This window comes from Pseudomonas donghuensis (assembly GCF_000259195.1).
Classification (GTDB): domain Bacteria; phylum Pseudomonadota; class Gammaproteobacteria; order Pseudomonadales; family Pseudomonadaceae; genus Aquipseudomonas; species Aquipseudomonas donghuensis.
This window is the reverse complement of sequence record NZ_JH650758.1, coordinates 219,975-236,855: the sequence shown is the minus strand read 5'-3', so window position 1 is coordinate 236,855 and position 16,881 is coordinate 219,975. Positions and strand designations below refer to the sequence as shown.

Below are 16,881 nucleotides of genomic sequence, written 5' to 3'. Positions count from 1 at the left end.
CGCGGGTCAAGCCCGCTCCCACAGAGATCACCTAACTCCTGTGGGAGCGGGCTTGACCCGCGATTGATTCACCTCGGAATCAGAGCCTCACACTGGCAAACGTCGACTCATTGCGCGCCTGGCTCAACGCCGACATCGGCCCGGCCAGTGGCGACAGCACCAGCGCCTGCGGGATCGGCATCATCGCCACCTGCTGGGCGGTGTTGGAGCCCACGCGCTCGTCACGCGGCGGAATGCCGAAGTACTCGCGGTAGCACTTGGAGAAATGCGGCGTCGAGACAAAGCCGCACACCGACGCCACTTCGATGATCGACATCGGCGTTTGCTTGAGCAGTTGCCGGGCGCGGATCAGGCGCAGTTTCAGGTAGTAGCGCGACGGCGAGCAGTGCAGGTACTTCTGGAACAGCCGCTCAAGCTGGCGACGTGACACCGACACATAAACGGCCAGTTCATCCAGGTCGATCGGCTCTTCCAGGTTGGCTTCCATCAGCGCGACGATTTCCTGCAGCTTCGGCTGGTTGGTGCCGAGCATGTGCTTGAGCGGCACGCGCTGGTGATCCTGCTCGTTGCGGATGCGCTCGTAGACGAACATCTCGGAGATCGCCGCCGACAGCTCGCGACCATGGTCACGGCTGATCAGGTGCAGCATCATGTCCAGCGGCGCGGTGCCGCCAGAGCTAGTGAAACGGTTACGGTCGAGGGTAAACAGGCGAGTGCTCATGCTCACCCGCGGAAAGGCCTCCTGCATCGCCGCCAGGCATTCCCAGTGCACGCTGCAATCGAAGCCATCGAGCAGGCCGGCACAGGCCAGCGCCCAGCTGCCGGTGCACACCGCACCAAGGCGGCGGGACTGACGCGCCTGGCTCTGCAGCCAGGTGACGTGCTCACGGGTCACGGTGCGCTGGATGCCAATGCCGCCGCAGACAATCACGGTGTCCATGGCCGGTGCCTGGTGCATGGCTGCATCCGGGGTGATCTGCAAGCCGTCGCTGGCCCAGACCTGACCGCCATCCACGCTCAGGGTGCTCCAGCGGTACAGCTCGCGGCCGGACAGCTGGTTGGCCATACGCAGTGGCTCAACAGCGGAAGCCAGGGAAATCAGCGTGAAATTGTCCAACAGCAAAAAGCCGATGGATTGAGGTGTGCGGTTCTGGGTTGGGGTCCCGGAGTTGTACGACGTCATCGCGGTATCTCCTCACACAATGCAGGTTGCGCCTCAGGCAGGCACGGGCTTTTTTGTCACGGCCCCAATTCGGATGCAGGGGCTTTGCCAATCACAACGCAAATGCCATGCCTGAAATTGAATGGCCATTCAATAAAACCCAAAAACGACGTCGCGCAGCGTCTATTCAGCCCTTGTTCCCGGGCGTGGTAATAAACGCAAACGAGCGTCCTAGTGCTGGTCTGTAGGACGCGTGAGCAATTCGGTAGCACTTGTGTGAAGGATGCCCAGAAACGACATGGGCAACTGTCACCCAAGGCGCCAGGCGCTGGGGTAACAGCTGATGACCCGGGGAGGGATCGCCAGCGCGCCAAAAGGCAGCGCGCAGGCCAAACGTGAACGAAAACGGCGCAGGCGGCGGCAATGCTTCAACATTCGATAGCGCTGACCGCCAGGCCGCCGCGCGAGGTTTCCTTGTACTTGTCGTGCATGTCGGCGCCGGTATCGCGCATGGTGCGGATCACCCGGTCCAGGGAGATAAAGTGCTCGCCGTCGCCGCGCAACGCCATCTGCGCCGCATTGATCGCCTTGACCGCAGCAATTGCATTGCGCTCGATGCACGGCACCTGCACCAGCCCGCCAACCGGGTCGCAGGTCAGCCCCAGGTTATGCTCCAGGCCAATCTCGGCAGCGTTTTCCAGTTGCGCCGGGGTGGCGCCAAGCACTTCCGCAAGGCCGGCAGCGGCCATGGCGCAGGCCGAACCGACTTCACCCTGGCAACCGACTTCGGCACCGGAGATCGAAGCGTTCTTCTTGCACAGGATGCCCACTGCTGCTGCACCGAGGAAGAAGTCGACGACATTGGCTTCACTGACTTCGTCGCTGAAGCGCATGTAGTAGTGCAGCACCGCCGGAATGATCCCTGCCGCGCCATTGGTCGGCGCCGTCACCATGCGCCCGCCCGCAGCGTTCTCTTCGTTGACCGCCAGGGCATACAGGTTGACCCACTCCATGGCGCTCAGGGTCGAGCCGATCACGTTGGGCTTGTTCAGCTCCTGCAGGCTGCGGTGCAGCTTGGCGGCCCGACGCTTCACATTCAGCCCGCCGGGCAGGATACCTTCGTATTTGAGACCGTTTTCGACGCAGTCCTGCATGGCGTGCCACAGCTTCAAAAGCCCGGCGCGAATCTCAGCTTCGCTGCGCCATACCTTCTCGTTTTCCATCATCAATTGCGACACGCGCAGGTCGTTTTTCTTGCACAGTTCAAGCAGCTCCACAGCGCTGTCGAAATCGTACGGCAATACGGTGTTGTCAGCGTCAAGGACGCCGCTTGCAGCCTGGGCTGCATCGACCACGAAGCCGCCCCCCACCGAGTAATAGGTATCACGGTGCAGCTCGCCCGCAGCACCTTCGGCGATCAGGGTCATGGCGTTGGGATGGTACGGCAGGTTCTCGTCGAGCAGCCGCATGTCGCGGGCCCAGACGAAACCGACTTCGAGCCGGCCGTCGAGCAGCAAGGTGTCTGTTTCGCGCAGTGCGGCGATGCGCGGGGCGATCTGCGCTGGGTCAATGGCGTCTGGCCATTCGCCCATCAGGCCCATGATCACCGCGTTGTCGCTGCCATGGCCGATACCGGTGGCCGACAGCGAACCGTAGAGGCGCACTTCGATGCGCCGCACCTGCTCCAACTCACCGCGCAGGCTTAGGCCCTGGACGAACAACGCCGCGGCGCGCATGGGCCCGACGGTATGGGAACTGGATGGGCCAACGCCGATCTTGAACAGGTCGAACACACTGATGGCCATGCCACCTACCTCCTGAATGTGCAGCCCCACAGCCCAAGCCAAGGGCGCCGCAACTGCTACGCTAAATAGGCGGCAATCCGCCGATTCCGCGCATCATCAGGCTTTTGCCAGGACCTCTGACGTCTGCAACCGACGCGCTCTTGCCCAGCAACGCCGCCAGCTGTCAGCCGCGCTTGTGCGCCGTTTTTTTGCGGTGCAGAGGTAGCGAAACTGCGTTTACAGGGCGAGATAAATCTGTAAACGACCTCATCGGCACTGGATGCGACCCTGTCTGTACTGGATACGACGCACCCTGTAGGCGTTTGATTTTGGCTGTTAGATGATCGGTATCGACTCGATTGCACGGCAGCCGTCCCGCTATCGCCCGATAGTCAGGCCCGACCGAATGCAAACCATAAAGCACGGCGGTCCCGTGGGACATCCGAAAAAAAAACCCAGGAGTCCATCGAATGAAAGGTTCACCCTCGCTATTGCTGGCCGCAGTGCTGAGTCTGCCGGTGCTGGCCCAGGCCGCCGAGCCCGAGCAGTGTCACACCGTCAACTTCTCCGATGTCGGCTGGACCGACATCACTGTGACCACCGCGGTCACCAGCGTCGTGCTCCAGTCGCTGGGCTACAAGACCAAGACCACGATGATTTCGGTACCGGTGACCTACAAGTCGCTGGCCGATGGCAAGAACATGGACGTGTTCCTCGGCAACTGGATGCCGACCATGGAAAACGACATCAAGCAGTACCGCGATGCCGGCACCGTGGAAACCGTACGTGCCAACCTTGAGAACGCCAAGTACACCCTCGCCGTGCCCCAGGCGCTGTATGACAAGGGCCTGAAAAGCTTCGCCGACATTGCCAAGTTCAAGAAGGAGCTGGACGGCAAGATCTACGGCATCGAGCCGGGCAACGACGGCAACCGCACCATCCAGAGCATGATCGACAAGAACGCCTTCGGCCTCAAGGACGCCGGCTTCAAGGTGGTCGAATCCAGCGAGGCCGGCATGCTCTCGCAAGTGGAACGCGCCCAGCGCCGCGACACCGCCGTGGTGTTCCTGGGCTGGGAACCGCACCCGATGAACACCCGCTTCAAGATGAAGTACCTGGACGGCGGCGATGACTTCTTCGGCCCCGAATACGGCAAGGCCACCGTCCTCACCAACACCCGCAAGGGCTATGTGCAGGAATGCAGCAACGTCGGCCAGTTGCTGAAGAACCTGTCCTTTACCCTCGACATGGAAAGCACACTGATGGGCAACGTCCTGGACGACAAGATGAAACCCGACGCTGCAGCCAAGGCCTGGCTGAAGAAGAACCCGCAGGTGCTCGACACCTGGCTGGCCGGGGTTACCACTGTTGACGGCAAGCCTGGCCTGGAGGCAGCCAAAGCCAAACTCACGCAGTAAGCACTGCCTGCGGCGGGCTGGCCCCGCCGCAGGCTGTCTTCAAACTTTTGCAGGTGGACGCTCGCTATCATGCTGATCGATGAAAAACTCCCTCTGGGCCAGTACATCGCAGGCTTCGTTGAATGGTTGACGCAACACGGCGCCAACTACTTCGATGCCTTCGCGGCAGCACTGGAATACATGATTCATGGTGTGACCGGGGCGCTGACCTGGTTCAATCCCTTCGTCCTGATCGGCCTGATTGCAGTGATCGCGCACTTGATCCAGCGCAAATGGGCGCTGACCGCATTCTGCGTACTGTCATTCCTGCTGATCCTCAACCTTGGTTACTGGCAGGAAACCATGGAGACCCTGGCCCAGGTGCTGTTCGCCACCCTGGTCTGCGTGGCCATCGGCGTGCCACTGGGTATCCTCGCCGCACACAAGCCGATGTTCTACACCGCCATGCGCCCGGTCCTCGACCTGATGCAGACGGTACCTACCTTCGTTTACCTGATCCCGACCCTGACCCTGTTCGGGCTTGGCGTGGTCCCCGGGCTGATCTCGACGGTGGTGTTCGCCATCGCCGCACCGATCCGCCTGACCTACCTGGGTATCTGTGACGTGCCCCAGGAACTGCTCGATGCCGGCAAGGCCTTTGGCTGCTCGCGCCGCCAGCTGCTGTCGCGCATCGAACTGCCTCACGCCATGCCGAGCATTGCCGCCGGCGTCACCCAATGCATCATGCTGTCGCTGTCGATGGTGGTGATTGCCGCGCTGGTGGGTGCCGATGGCCTGGGCAAACCTGTGGTCAACGCATTGAACACTGCCGATATCGCTCTGGGCTTCGAAGCGGGTCTGGCGATCGTGTTGCTGGCGATCATGCTCGACCGTATCTGCAAACAACCCGACGTACCGGTAAGGAGTGAAGCATGAGCATTATTCGCTTCGAAGACGTAGACGTTATCTTCTCCAGCCGACCGCGCGAGGCCCTGAGCCTGCTCGACCAGGGCCTTTCACGCGAACAGATCCTGAAGCAGACCGGCCTGGTGGTCGGGGTCGAGAAAGCCAACCTGGACATCAACAAGGGCGAGATCTGCGTATTGATGGGCCTGTCCGGTTCGGGCAAGTCGAGCCTGCTGCGCTGCATCAACGGCCTCAATACCGTCAGCCGCGGCAAGCTGTTCGTCGAGCACGAAGGCTCGCATATCGACATTGCCCACTGCACCCCGGCGGAACTGAAGATGATGCGCACCAAGCGCATCGCCATGGTGTTCCAGAAGTTCGCCCTGATGCCCTGGCTGACGGTGCGCGAGAACATCAGCTTCGGCCTGGAAATGCAGGGCCGCCCGGAGAAGGAACGGCGCAAGCTGGTCGACGAAAAACTCGAGCTGGTGGGCCTGACCCAATGGCGCAACAAGAAGCCCGATGAGCTCTCCGGTGGCATGCAGCAGCGGGTCGGCCTGGCCCGGGCGTTGGCCATGGATGCCGACATCCTGCTGATGGACGAGCCCTTCTCGGCCCTCGACCCACTGATCCGCCAGGGCCTGCAGGACGAGTTGCTGGAACTGCAGCACAAGCTGAACAAGACCATCGTCTTCGTCAGCCACGATCTGGACGAGGCGCTCAAGCTCGGCAGCCGCATTGCAATCATGAAAGACGGCAAGATCATCCAGTACAGCAAGCCGGAGGAAATCGTCCTCAACCCGGCCGACGACTATGTGCGCACCTTCGTCGCCCACACCAACCCGCTCAACGTGCTGTGCGGCCGCAGCCTGATGCGCACCCTGGACAAGTGCAAGCGCATCAATGGCTCGGTATGCCTGGACCCGGGTGGCGACTCCTGGCTGGACCTGGCCGAAGGCAACACCATCAAGGGTGCGCGCCAGGGGGCCAACGGCATGGACCTGCAGAACTGGGCACCGGGTGAAGCAGTCGAGGGCCTTGGCCGCAAGCCGACCCTGGTCAGCGCCAGCATCGGCATGCGCGAAGCCCTGCAGATCCGTTACCAGACCGGCAACAAGCTGGTGCTTCAGGAAGGGAACAAAGTGGTGGGTATTCTTGGCGACAGCGAGCTGTACCACGCGCTGCTGGGCAAGAACCTGGGCTGAAAGCTATCGCAGGGCACTTGTGGGAGCTGGCGTTGCCAGCGATGCAGACAACGCGGTGCAGAGGAGACCGCGCTGATAGCATCGCCGGCAACGCCAGCTCCCACAAAGCCTCAGCGAACGACGATCCCCTGCTTGGCCATGAACGCCTTGGCCTCTGGCACCGTGTACTCACCGAAGTGGAAGATGCTCGCCGCCAGCACCGCGCTGGCATGCCCCTCGATAATCCCGTCGGCCAGGTGCTGCAGGTTGCCCACACCACCGGATGCAATCACCGGAATACCCAGGGCATCGCTGATCGCCCGGGTTACCCCCAGGTCGAAGCCGTTCTTCATGCCGTCCTGGTCCATGCTGGTCAGGAGGATTTCGCCGGCACCCAGGCCTTCCATCTTCTTCGCCCACTCCACCGCGTCCAGGCCGGTCGGCTTGCGTCCGCCATGGGTGAAGATTTCCCAGCGCGGGGTTTCGCCCGGGCCGGAGACTTTCTTGGCGTCGATGGCGACGACGATGCACTGCGAACCGAAGTGCGCGGCGGCTTCGCCAACGAACTCCGGGTTGAACACCGCGGCGGTGTTGATCGAGACCTTGTCGGCACCGGCGTTGAGCAGGTTGCGGATGTCCTGCACGGTGCGCACGCCACCGCCCACGGTCAGCGGGATGAACACCTGGCTGGCCATGCGCTCGACGGTATGCAGGGTAGTGTCGCGGCCATCGACGCTGGCGGTGATGTCGAGAAAGGTAATCTCGTCAGCGCCCTGTTCATCGTAACGCCGGGCGATTTCCACCGGATCACCGGCATCGCGGATGTTCTCGAACTTGACGCCCTTGACCACCCGGCCGTTGTCGACGTCGAGGCAGGGAATTATGCGTTTGGCTAAAGCCATAGGTAGTCCTCGAGTTGCAAGCTTCAAGCTTCAAGCTGCAAGAAAGAGCGACTCGGTCGCGCTTTTAACTTGCAGCTTGCAGCTTACGACTTGGAGCTAGCCGAATAGGCGTCACAGAAGGCTTGTGCCTCGGCGACATCCAGGGTGCCTTCGTAAATGGCGCGGCCGGTGATCGCACCGATGATGCCCGGCGCCTTGGCGTCAAGCAGGGCCTTGATGTCACCGAGGTTGTGGATACCGCCGGAGGCGATTACCGGGATCTTGGTGGCCGCGGCCAGGGCTGCGGTGAACGGCACGTTGCAGCCCTGCATCATGCCGTCTTTGGCGATGTCGGTGTAGACGATGGCCGAGACGCCGTCGGCTTCGAAACGCTTGGCCAGGTCGATGACCTGCACCGAGCTGACTTCAGCCCAGCCGTCGGTGGCGACGAAGCCGTCTTTGGCATCCAGGCCCACGATCACTTTGCCCGGGAAGGCGCGGCAGGCTTCGGCAACGAACTCTGGCTCCTTGACCGCTTTGGTACCGATGATCACGTAGCTGACGCCGGCCTTGACGTAGTGCTCGATGGTTTCCAGCGAACGGATGCCGCCACCGATCTGGATCGGCAGGGTCGGGTAGCGCTTGGCAATCGCGGTAACTACTTCGCCGTTGACCGGCTGGCCTTCGAAGGCACCATTGAGGTCAACCAGATGCAGGCGGCGGCAGCCCCCTTCAACCCATTTGGCGGCCATGCTCACCGGGTCGTCGGAGAATACCGTGGAGTCTTCCATGCGGCCCTGGCGCAGGCGTACGCAAGCACCGTCCTTGAGATCGATAGCGGGGATAATCAGCATCTGCAAAACCTGTCTATTCGGTAAACAGTGATGCTCGAAAAGTCAGTTCTTCTCGAGCGCCCACAGGTCGCTTTCAATGCTCTCGAACCGTTCCTTGAGGTGGTTCTGCACATCGAAAATCGCCCTGTTGTAGTAGTGCGGGGCAATCTCTTTGGTGAACAGCTCCAGGACCTCGGCCACCTCGAACGACCCCAGCTGCAGCTCGAAACGGTCTTCGAGAAAGCGCTTGAGGGTATCGAGCGCTTCGCGTTCCTGTTCCGGTGCCAGCGTGAGGATCGGCGGCTTGGCCCTGGACTTGCCCATTACCAGCGCCCGTCCCAGGCAGCGAAGTTCTGCAGCAGCTGCAAGCCATGGGTATGGCTCTTCTCCGGGTGGAACTGCACGGCAAAGCGCGAGCCTTCGGCCAGCGCTGCGGCAAAGTCGACGCCGTAGTGACCGCTACCAACCACCTGGCCCGGCTTGCCGGCGGTGATGTAGTAGCTGTGCACGAAGTAGAAGCGCGCACGGTCGGGGATGTTGTGCCACAGCGGGTGGTCGATGCTCTGGACGACTTCGTTCCAGCCCATGTGTGGCACCTTCAGGTGCTCGCCGTCTTCATGCAGGTCTTTGCCGAAGAAGCGCACATTGCCCGGGAACAGGCCGATGCAGTCGACGCCGTCGTTCTCTTCGCTGTGATCGAGCAAGGCTTGCATGCCAACGCAGATACCAAGGAACGGACGGTCCTGGCTGACTTCACGCACCAGGCTGTCGAAGCCCAGGCGGCGGATTTCAGCCATGCAGTCGCGGATCGCGCCAACACCCGGGAACACCACGCGGTCGGCTTCGCGAATCACGTCGGCGTCGCTGGTGATCAGGACCTTGCCGGCCCCCACGTGCTCCAGGGCCTTGGCCACCGAGTGCAGGTTACCCATGCCATAGTCGATAACGGCAACCGTCTGCATTACAGGCAACCCTTGGTCGATGGCATCTGCCCGGCCATGCGCTCATCCAGTTCGATGGCCATGCGCAGCGCGCGGCCGAAGGCCTTGAACACGGTCTCGATCTGGTGGTGGGTGTTGTGCCCACGCAGGTTGTCGATGTGCAGGGTGACGTTGGCGTGGTTGACGAAGCCCTGGAAGAACTCCTGGAACAGGTCGACATCGAAGCCACCGACCGACGCGCGGGTATACGGTACGTGCATCTGCAGGCCCGGGCGCCCGGAGAAGTCGATGACCACCCGCGACAGCGCTTCGTCCAGCGGCACGTAGGCATGGCCGTAGCGGCGGATGCCCTTCTTGTCGCCAATGGCCTGGCTGAAAGCCTGGCCCAGGGTGATACCGACGTCTTCGACGGTATGGTGATCGTCGATATGCAGGTCGCCCTTGCATTCGATATCGAGGTCGATCAGCCCATGCCGGGCGATCTGGTCGAGCATATGTTCAAGGAAAGGCACACCGATATCGAATCGGGCCTTGCCGCTGCCATCCAGGTTGATCGAGGCCTTGATCTGGGTCTCCAGAGTATTGCGCTCGACGGAAGCCTTACGTTCGACCATCACCAGCTCCGCAAAATCATTGGGCGAAAAAGGTGATCATTATAGGCCCAGAAGCGCCCGGCTTGAAACGCAGATGACGCGCGGCAGGGAATTTAGTCGGGCCGCTGTGCGGCCCATCGCTGGCAAAGCCAGCTCCCACAATGATCGGTGAACCCTGTGGGAGCCGGTCTTGCCGGCGATGGTCTGCGCAGCAGACCTAGTTGAACAACACCGCCGTCTTCTGCAGCGTCACCCAGATCCCCCAGGCCAGCGGCACCCCGACCACCAACCAGGCCGCCAGCACCAGCGGCTTGCTGGCCGGATCCGCCTGCCACTCCAGCACGCGCTCGCTGACGCTGCCCTGGTCATGGCTCAAGGCCCGTTCGGCGGCGAGCTCGGTATCGGTCATGAAGTACTTGTCGGCCACCGGCCGTACCAGCCCATTGCAGATAAAGCCCAGCACCAGCAACCCGGCAAGGATGTACAGGGTAATGTCATAGGCCGCCGCCCGCGGCACGCCCAGCTCCAGCTGATATTCGCGCAGGTAGGTGATCAGCACCGGGCCCAGCACCCCGGCTGCGGCCCAGGCGGTCAGCAGGCGGCCGTGAATGGCGCCGACCATCTGCGTGCCGAACAGGTCGGCCAGGTACGCCGGCACCGTGGCAAAGCCACCGCCATACATCGACAAGATGATGCAGAACGCCGCCACGAACAGGGCGATGTTGCCCAGGTGGCCCATGTTCGGCACCAGCGCATACAACGCCACGCCCAGGGCGAAGAAGGCGAAATAGGTGTTCTTGCGCCCGATGTAGTCGGAGAACGACGCCCAGAAGAAGCGCCCGCCGATGTTGAACAGGCTGAGCAAGCCGGTAAAGCCGGCGGCAATCGCGGCGATCTGGCCCAGTTGCGCGGCGGTGAGCTGGCTGAAGCTGAGGTCACTGCCCAGCAGCTTGCCGGCAAAGACTTCCTGCAACAGCGGCGAGGCCATGCCGAGAATACCGATACCCGCCGACACGTTCAGGCACAAAACCAGCCAGATCAGCACAAACTGCGGGGTTTTCCACGCCACGCTGACATGTACATGGCGATGGGTGATCATCGCGTTGTTGGCCTTTTTCAGCGGTGCGCTCCAGCCTTCAGGCTTCCAGCCGGTGGGCGGCACGCGATAGGCCAGGGCGCCGCCGAGCATGAACACGAAGTAGATCCCCGCCATCACCACGAAGCTCTGCCAGACGCCGACGTCTTCAGGGGTGGCGAAGTGATTCATCAGCGCTGCCGCCAGCGGCGCACCGACCATGGCACCACCGCCAAAGCCCATGATCGCCATGCCGGTGGCCATGCCGCGTTTGTCCGGGAACCACTTGATCAGGGTCGAGACCGGCGAAATGTAGCCAAGCCCCAGGCCAATACCGCCGATCACCCCGGAGCCCAGCCACATCAGCCACAGTTGGTGGGTATAGACGCCGAAGGCAGAAATCAGCAGGCCGCCGCACCAGCACAGGGTCGATACAACGCCGGCCTTGCGCGGCCCGGCGTGCTCCAGCCAGCCACCCCAGATGGCCGCCGAACAGCCGAGGAAGACAAAGAACAGCGTGTAGATCCAGCTGAGCATCGAGATCGGCCAGTCACACTCGGTGGTGAACATACGCAGTAGAAAGTGGGTCTGCTCCGAGCACACGACCGGCGCATTGATACCGATGGCCTGCGACAGCGGCAACCAGAACACCGAAAACCCGTAGGCCATGCCAATGCACAGATGAATGGCCAGCGCCGCTGGCGGGACCAGCCAGCGGTTGAAACCCGGGCGGGCAATGATCCGCTCCTTGGACAGGAAATCGGGCGCGCTGGCGATGGCTCCGGCCGTGATGCTGCTGCTCATTGTTGTACTCCCCTCGTAGGTATGAAGCGCTCATGGCCCTCGACCTTGGCCCTGAGGCAACTGGTCGTTTTTTGTTGGCGAACGGCCCTTTTACGCGACAAAAAGCCGCAGCAGGGCCCAAGAGCGGCGAGAGAGTAGCACTTGCGCTGGGCGCTGAGCGCAAACTGATACTGTCGTTGGTTCAACAACTGATCCCCCCGGCAAGGAACTGTCCTACCCCGTGTTGTCGAATCCGACACCTTTGCAGGACTAAACCTTCGCCCCATATCACCCAGTGGTGATAACCGCAGCGCTATACTCTGCGGCTGAATTTAGAAATCGGACTACAAGGACTCGCCCATGAAAGCGTTCGGCAAAATCCTGGGGCTGGTGCTTCTCGGGTTGTTGCTGATCATTGTGGCTCTGGGCTTCGCCCTGACCCACCTCTTCGATCCCAACGACTACAAAGACGAGATTCGCCAGCTGGCACGCGACAAGGCCCACGTCGAGCTGACGCTCAATGGCGATATCGGCTGGAGCCTGTTCCCCTGGCTGGGGCTGGAGCTGCATGAGGCCAGCATCGCCACCCTGAACAACCCGAAAGTGCCGTTTGCCGACCTGCAGATGCTCGGTCTGTCGGTACGCGTGCTGCCCTTGCTGCGTCGTGAAGTGCAGATGAGCGACGTGCGCGTCGAAGGCCTGAACCTGACGCTCAGCCGCGATGAACACGGCCACGGCAACTGGGAAGACATCGGCAAGCCATTGCCCGCCGCTACCCCGGCACCGGCCGATGGCAGCAGCGCCCCTGCCGAGGCACCCGCGCAAGCCAGCACCGACAGCGCCAGCGAGCGCCTGGTCAAGCTCGATATCGACAGCCTGACCGTCAACAACGCCCGCGTGCAGTACAACGACGCCCGCAGCGGCCAGAGTTTCGCTGCCGAAAGCATCCAGCTGAGCACTGGCGCCGTGCATGAAGGGGTGAACATCCCGCTGAAGATGACCGCGTTCCTCAGCGCCGGCCAGCCAGTCGTCAAGGCGCGCACCGAGCTGAACGGCGAGCTGCGCTTCGACCGCCGGCTCAAGCGCTACCAGTTCGAAGACATGAAGCTCAGCGGCGAAGCCTCGGGCGAGCCGCTGCAAGGCAAAACCATGACCTTCGCCGCCCAAGGCCAGTTGCTGGTTGATCTGGCGGCCAACGTCGCCGAATGGAACGGCCTCAAGCTCTCGGCCAACCAGTTGCGTGCCCTTGGCGAACTGAACCTGCGCGACCTCGATAAAACCCCGCAACTGAGCGGCGGCCTGTCGATTGCCCAGTTCGACCTGCGCAACTTCCTCGACAGTATCGGCCACCCGCTGCCGGCTTCGGCCGACGCCAGCACCCTGGGCAAGGTCGAGCTGGTCACCCGCTTGCAAGGCACGCCGAACAGCCTGGCCCTGGAAGACCTGGCAATCAAGCTCGACGACAGCACCTTTACCGGCCGCCTGGCCGTCGAGGACGTCGCCAAGCAGGCCCTGCGCGTGCAGCTCAAGGCCGACAAGTTCGACGCCGACCGTTACCTGCTGGCCAAGAGCGATGCGGCCAAAGGCGCCAAGGCCGCGCGCCAGGCTGAAGTGCAGAGCAAAGAAGCCAGCGCCCTGGCCGGTGCCGGCACCACGCCGCTGCCAGATGCGCCCACCCAGGTGGCCTGGAGCAACGACAAGCTGCTGCCGGTCGATCGCCTGCGCCAGCTCGACCTGCAAGCCGAGCTGACCTTCGGCCAACTGACCCTGGACAAACTGCCGATCGAAAACGCCAACCTCAAGGCCCAGGGCCAGGGTGGCCTGATCACGCTGGAAACCCTGCGTGGCGGCCTGTACAACGGCGACTTCGAAAGCAAAGGCACCCTCGACGTGCGCCCGGCAGTGCCGCAGATCGGCCTCAACACCCGCATCAACCGGGTCCCGGTCGAGCACTTCATCAAGAGCGAAACCGCCACCCCACCGGTCAAGGGCCTGCTGACCCTGAACAGCGACCTGACCGCCACTGGCAACAGCCAGAAAGCCCTGGTCGACACCCTCAACGGCAATGCCAGCTTCGTCATCAACGACGGCGTCCTGGTCAACGCCAACCTCGAGCAGCAGCTGTGCCAGGCCATTGCCACCCTCAACCGCAAGACCTTGAGCGGCGAACCACGCGGCAAGGACACCCCGTTCCAGGAGCTCAAGGGCAGCCTGGTAATGCGTAACGGCGTAGCCAGCAACCCTGACCTCAAGGCACGGATTCCCGGCCTGACCGTCAACGGCCAGGGCGACCTCGACCTGCGCGTGCTGGGCATGGACTACCGCATTGGCGTGATTGTCGAAGGCGACAAGCGCGACATGCCCGACCCGGCCTGCCAGGTCGGCGAGCGCTATGTCGGCCTGGAACTGCCGCTGCGCTGCCGCGGCCCACTGGAACTGGGCGCCAAGGCCTGCCGCCTGGACAAAGACGGCCTGGGCAAAGTCGCGGCCAAACTTGCCGGCGACAAAGTCAGCGAAAAGCTCAGCGAGAAGATCGACGAGAAGCTCGGTGACAAGGTCAGCCCGGAGCTCAAAGACGCGCTCAAGGGGTTGTTCAAGCGATGAGCCCAGAGCAGTTTTCCAGCGCCGTGCTGGATTGGTACGACCGTAACGGCCGCCACGACCTGCCCTGGCAACAGGGCATCACCCCGTATCGGGTATGGGTCTCGGAAATCATGTTGCAGCAGACCCAGGTGAGCACCGTGCTCAACTACTTCGGCCGCTTCATGGAGGCCCTGCCCACGGTCCAGGCCCTGGCCGAGGCACCCGAGGACGAAGTGCTGCACCTGTGGACCGGCCTGGGCTACTACACCCGGGCGCGCAACCTGCAAAAAACCGCAAAAATCGTCGTCGAGCAGTACGGCGGCGAATTTCCCCGCGATGTCGAGAAGCTCACCGACCTGCCGGGCATTGGCCTGTCCACGGCCGGCGCCATTGCCAGCATCAGCATGGGCCTGCGTGCGCCGATCCTCGACGGCAACGTCAAGCGCGTGCTGGCCCGTTACACCGCGCAAGAGGGTTACCCGGGCGAGCCGAAGGTGGCCAAGGCATTGTGGGCCAACGCCGAGCGCTATACCCCGCACAGCCGGGTAAATCACTACACCCAGGCAATGATGGACCTCGGCGCCACCCTGTGCACCCGCAGCAAGCCCAGTTGCTTGCTCTGCCCGCTCAAGGTTGGCTGCGAGGCGCACATGCTCGGCCAGGAAATCCGCTACCCCGTGCCCAAGCCGCGCAAGGAGCTGCCGCAAAAGCGTACGCTGATGCCGCTGCTGGCCAACCACGAAGGCGCCATCCTGCTTTACCGGCGCCCGTCCAGCGGCCTCTGGGGCGGGCTGTGGAGCCTGCCGGAGCTGGACAACATCGAACAAATCGAAGATCTGGCCGACCAGCACGGCCTGAGCCTGGCCGGCAGCCAGGCGCTGGACGGCCTGACCCACACCTTCAGCCATTTCCAGCTGGCCATCGAGCCGTGGCTGGTGCGCGTCGACGCCGCCACCGACCACGTGGCCGAGGCCGACTGGCTCTGGTATAACCTCGCCACCCCGCCGCGCCTGGGCCTTGCCGCCCCGGTGAAAAAACTGCTTAAACGCGCGGCCGACGTATTGCTTACAGGAGAGTCGCGATGACCCGCACCGTAATGTGCCGCAAGTACAACGAAGAACTGCCAGGCCTTGAGCGTCCACCCTACCCGGGCGCCAAGGGCCAGGACATCTTTGATCACATTTCGCAGAAGGCCTGGGCCGACTGGCAAAAAGAGCAGACCATGCTGATCAACGAGAAGCGCCTGAACATGATGAACGCCGAGGACCGTAAATTCCTCCAGGGCGAGATGGACAAGTTCTTCTCCGGCCAGGATTACGAGAAGGCCGAAGGCTACGTTCCACCTAGCGAATAACCCCGGAAAATCGTAAGCGACGGAATTAATTTAAAAAATTTTCAAAAAGTCGTTGACGTAAATCCGAAAAACCCTTTTAATGCGCCCCGTTGCCCAGATAGCTCAGTCGGTAGAGCAGGGGATTGAAAATCCCCGTGTCGGCGGTTCGATTCCGTCTCTGGGCACCACTAATACCGAAAAGCCCCAAGCGAAGTGATTCCTTGGGGCTTTTTTCATGCCTGCGATTTATCAGCGAACGCAGGCTTTCTCGCGCACGGAAATGCCGCGAGCTCATCGGAGCCAGGGATGAAATCGATCGCCGTTGTCGTCGCCATACTTCTGAGCCTGACCGGCTGTGTCGGCGCCACCGTCGTGTTGCCGGAAAAACAAACCTACCCCAGCGCGGCCCATCGCATCCTGCGCCTGAAGAACATCACCCCGGTGATCAGCAAATCAGAGAAATCCGACGTCACCCGCGAATGGTGCGGCGTCACACTCTGGGCAGTGGTCCTGCCGATACCCTTGCAATTGCCGGTGTGCAAGACCTACAGCGAAGTGGCCTACGGCCCCGACATCGATGGCGACCAGGTCGTCCTGTTCAACGCCAGACAGACCATCAGCTCGCCGATGTACGCGTGCGGCCCGTTGATGATCCTCGCGCCGATAATCCATGGTTACGAAGGCAACCAGATCTGTGGGATGTTGCGCTAGGCCAGCGCAGCCACCATCCCGCGCGCCGCTTCGAACAGTGGCGCCTGCGGCCCGCTGACCTGGGACGCAACGATCAACCCCTCGCCCATCAGAAACAGCTGCTGCGCCGCCAGCGGCTTGCACCCCGCCGCCTGGCAAGCCCGCTCAAGCGTCGCCATGACCTTGTGCTTGTGCAGCCTGGCCAGCTCATGGGGCGGCTCAAGCGGCTCGGCATACTCGGCTGACGCGTTGATGAAGGCACAGCCGTGGAAGCCTTCAGAGCGCGCCCAGGCTTCAATGAAGTCGATATAGGCCAGCGGCCGCGCTTTTGCCTCTACGGCCGCCAGAGCGCTTTCCAGGCGCGCCATGAAATCCAGGTCGCGCCGCTGCAGCGCCGCTTCGATCAACAGCTCCTTGCTGGGGAAATGCCGGTACAGGGTTTTCTTGGTTACCCCGGCTTCCTGGCTCAGTTGCTCGACCCCGGTGCCGTGATAACCCTGGCGGTAGAACAGCTGCAGCGCCGACTCGGCGATTTTCTCGGACGTACTCATGCCACACCTTCAATCTGGACAGTTGCCAACAGTGTATACCGATCGGTTGACTTGCAGGTAAACCGATCGGTACCCTCGGCGCAAATTGCCCACCCGGAGACTGTGCCCATGTCGTTCAAATCCAAGGCGCCCGCCGCCCCTTCCCTGCCCTTCAGCCTGTTGTCACTGATTGGCGCGGCCCTGGC

Annotated in this window: 16 protein-coding genes and 1 tRNA gene; 8 read left to right on the top strand and 9 right to left on the bottom strand. The window is 62.3% G+C overall.

Annotated elements, in window-relative coordinates; translation table 11 throughout:
• Window positions 1–79: 79 nt before the first annotated feature.
• Both gbdR and UW3_RS0105690 read right to left on the bottom strand, forming a co-directional pair.
• The gene (gene gbdR, locus UW3_RS0105695; protein ID WP_010221329.1) at window positions 80–1,183 is read right to left on the bottom strand and encodes a choline metabolism transcriptional regulator GbdR; all 1,104 of its coding nucleotides are present in this window, start codon (window positions 1,181–1,183) and stop codon (window positions 80–82) included.
• A 407-nt stretch (window positions 1,184–1,590) separates the two neighbouring features.
• Entirely contained in the window at window positions 1,591–2,967 is a 1,377-nt protein-coding gene (locus tag UW3_RS0105690; RefSeq protein ID WP_010221328.1) for an L-serine ammonia-lyase, read from the bottom strand.
• A gap of 449 nt (window positions 2,968–3,416) precedes the next feature.
• Between UW3_RS0105690 and UW3_RS0105685 the strand changes: the two genes are divergently transcribed.
• The 3 genes from UW3_RS0105685 to choV all read left to right on the top strand — a co-directional run bounded on the left by UW3_RS0105685 (window position 3,417) and on the right by choV (window position 6,454).
• Window positions 3,417–4,364, top strand: a complete 948-nt coding sequence (locus UW3_RS0105685; protein WP_010221327.1) for a choline ABC transporter substrate-binding protein — start codon at window positions 3,417–3,419, stop codon at window positions 4,362–4,364.
• 66 nt (window positions 4,365–4,430) lie between these two features.
• A complete protein-coding gene (gene choW, locus UW3_RS0105680; RefSeq protein ID WP_174242343.1) occupies window positions 4,431–5,279 on the top strand; it encodes a choline ABC transporter permease subunit in 849 nt (282 codons plus the stop codon).
• Complete coding sequence (choV, locus tag UW3_RS0105675) at window positions 5,276–6,454, top strand: choline ABC transporter ATP-binding protein (RefSeq protein WP_010221325.1); 1,179 nt, start codon at window positions 5,276–5,278, stop codon at window positions 6,452–6,454. Before choW ends, choV begins: the two co-directional genes overlap by 4 nt.
• A 110-nt stretch (window positions 6,455–6,564) precedes the next feature.
• Here choV and hisF read toward each other — a convergent pair whose 3' ends face one another.
• The 6 genes from hisF to UW3_RS0105645 form a co-directional block, all read right to left on the bottom strand.
• The gene (gene hisF / locus UW3_RS0105670; RefSeq protein WP_010221324.1) at window positions 6,565–7,335 is read right to left on the bottom strand and encodes an imidazole glycerol phosphate synthase subunit HisF; all 771 of its coding nucleotides are present in this window, start codon (window positions 7,333–7,335) and stop codon (window positions 6,565–6,567) included.
• Window positions 7,336–7,418: 83 nt separating this feature from the next.
• Entirely contained in the window at window positions 7,419–8,168 is a 750-nt protein-coding gene (hisA, locus tag UW3_RS0105665; protein ID WP_010221323.1) for a 1-(5-phosphoribosyl)-5-[(5-phosphoribosylamino)methylideneamino]imidazole-4-carboxamide isomerase, read from the bottom strand.
• 42 nt (window positions 8,169–8,210) lie between these two features.
• Window positions 8,211–8,471, bottom strand: coding sequence for a DUF2164 domain-containing protein (locus UW3_RS0105660; protein WP_010221322.1), 261 nt, complete (start codon window positions 8,469–8,471; stop codon window positions 8,211–8,213).
• Window positions 8,471–9,109, bottom strand: coding sequence for an imidazole glycerol phosphate synthase subunit HisH (hisH, locus tag UW3_RS0105655; protein ID WP_010221321.1), 639 nt, complete (start codon window positions 9,107–9,109; stop codon window positions 8,471–8,473). Before hisH ends, UW3_RS0105660 begins: the two co-directional genes overlap by 1 nt.
• Window positions 9,109–9,702 (bottom strand): imidazoleglycerol-phosphate dehydratase HisB, encoded by a 594-nt coding sequence (gene hisB, locus UW3_RS0105650; protein WP_010221320.1) that lies wholly within the window; start codon window positions 9,700–9,702, stop codon window positions 9,109–9,111. The genes hisH and hisB overlap by 1 nt, the downstream gene beginning before the upstream one ends.
• A 196-nt stretch (window positions 9,703–9,898) precedes the next feature.
• The gene (locus UW3_RS0105645; RefSeq protein WP_010221319.1) at window positions 9,899–11,560 is read right to left on the bottom strand and encodes an OFA family MFS transporter; all 1,662 of its coding nucleotides are present in this window, start codon (window positions 11,558–11,560) and stop codon (window positions 9,899–9,901) included.
• Between the two features lie 339 nt (window positions 11,561–11,899).
• Between UW3_RS0105645 and UW3_RS0105640 the strand changes: the two genes are divergently transcribed.
• The 5 genes from UW3_RS0105640 to UW3_RS0105620 all read left to right on the top strand — a co-directional run bounded on the left by UW3_RS0105640 (window position 11,900) and on the right by UW3_RS0105620 (window position 16,166).
• A complete protein-coding gene (locus UW3_RS0105640) occupies window positions 11,900–14,143 on the top strand; it encodes an AsmA family protein (RefSeq protein WP_010221318.1) in 2,244 nt (747 codons plus the stop codon).
• Window positions 14,140–15,207 (top strand): A/G-specific adenine glycosylase, encoded by a 1,068-nt coding sequence (mutY, locus tag UW3_RS0105635; protein ID WP_010221317.1) that lies wholly within the window; start codon window positions 14,140–14,142, stop codon window positions 15,205–15,207. The genes UW3_RS0105640 and mutY overlap by 4 nt, the downstream gene beginning before the upstream one ends.
• Window positions 15,204–15,476 (top strand): oxidative damage protection protein, encoded by a 273-nt coding sequence (locus UW3_RS0105630; protein WP_010221316.1) that lies wholly within the window; start codon window positions 15,204–15,206, stop codon window positions 15,474–15,476. Before mutY ends, UW3_RS0105630 begins: the two co-directional genes overlap by 4 nt.
• Window positions 15,477–15,567: 91 nt before the next feature.
• A tRNA-Phe gene (locus tag UW3_RS0105625) sits at window positions 15,568–15,643 on the top strand.
• A gap of 118 nt (window positions 15,644–15,761) precedes the next feature.
• Window positions 15,762–16,166, top strand: a complete 405-nt coding sequence (locus tag UW3_RS0105620) for a hypothetical protein (protein ID WP_010221315.1) — start codon at window positions 15,762–15,764, stop codon at window positions 16,164–16,166.
• Here UW3_RS0105620 and UW3_RS0105615 read toward each other — a convergent pair.
• Entirely contained in the window at window positions 16,163–16,696 is a 534-nt protein-coding gene (locus UW3_RS0105615; protein WP_010221314.1) for a TetR/AcrR family transcriptional regulator, read from the bottom strand. The two genes, UW3_RS0105620 and UW3_RS0105615, sit on opposite strands and share 4 nt — an antisense overlap.
• Window positions 16,697–16,881 lie beyond the last annotated feature (185 nt).

What these genes read in the sequence shown, in the direction of transcription:
- gbdR (WP_010221329.1), bottom strand. Translation starts at nt 1,183, where the DNA reads ATGACGTCGTACAACTCCGGGACCCCAACCCAGAACCGCACACCTCAA.
- UW3_RS0105690 (WP_010221328.1), bottom strand. Translation starts at nt 2,967, where the DNA reads ATGGCCATCAGTGTGTTCGACCTGTTCAAGATCGGCGTTGGCCCATCC.
- UW3_RS0105685 (WP_010221327.1), top strand. Translation starts at nt 3,417, where the DNA reads ATGAAAGGTTCACCCTCGCTATTGCTGGCCGCAGTGCTGAGTCTGCCG.
- choV (WP_010221325.1), top strand. Translation starts at nt 5,276, where the DNA reads ATGAGCATTATTCGCTTCGAAGACGTAGACGTTATCTTCTCCAGCCGA.
- hisF (WP_010221324.1), bottom strand. Translation starts at nt 7,335, where the DNA reads ATGGCTTTAGCCAAACGCATAATTCCCTGCCTCGACGTCGACAACGGC.
- hisA (WP_010221323.1), bottom strand. Translation starts at nt 8,168, where the DNA reads ATGCTGATTATCCCCGCTATCGATCTCAAGGACGGTGCTTGCGTACGC.
- UW3_RS0105660 (WP_010221322.1), bottom strand. Translation starts at nt 8,471, where the DNA reads ATGGGCAAGTCCAGGGCCAAGCCGCCGATCCTCACGCTGGCACCGGAA.
- hisH (WP_010221321.1), bottom strand. Translation starts at nt 9,109, where the DNA reads ATGCAGACGGTTGCCGTTATCGACTATGGCATGGGTAACCTGCACTCG.
- hisB (WP_010221320.1), bottom strand. Translation starts at nt 9,702, where the DNA reads ATGGTCGAACGTAAGGCTTCCGTCGAGCGCAATACTCTGGAGACCCAG.
- UW3_RS0105645 (WP_010221319.1), bottom strand. Translation starts at nt 11,560, where the DNA reads ATGAGCAGCAGCATCACGGCCGGAGCCATCGCCAGCGCGCCCGATTTC.
- UW3_RS0105640 (WP_010221318.1), top strand. Translation starts at nt 11,900, where the DNA reads ATGAAAGCGTTCGGCAAAATCCTGGGGCTGGTGCTTCTCGGGTTGTTG.
- mutY (WP_010221317.1), top strand. Translation starts at nt 14,140, where the DNA reads ATGAGCCCAGAGCAGTTTTCCAGCGCCGTGCTGGATTGGTACGACCGT.
- UW3_RS0105630 (WP_010221316.1), top strand. Translation starts at nt 15,204, where the DNA reads ATGACCCGCACCGTAATGTGCCGCAAGTACAACGAAGAACTGCCAGGC.
- UW3_RS0105620 (WP_010221315.1), top strand. Translation starts at nt 15,762, where the DNA reads ATGAAATCGATCGCCGTTGTCGTCGCCATACTTCTGAGCCTGACCGGC.
- UW3_RS0105615 (WP_010221314.1), bottom strand. Translation starts at nt 16,696, where the DNA reads ATGAGTACGTCCGAGAAAATCGCCGAGTCGGCGCTGCAGCTGTTCTAC.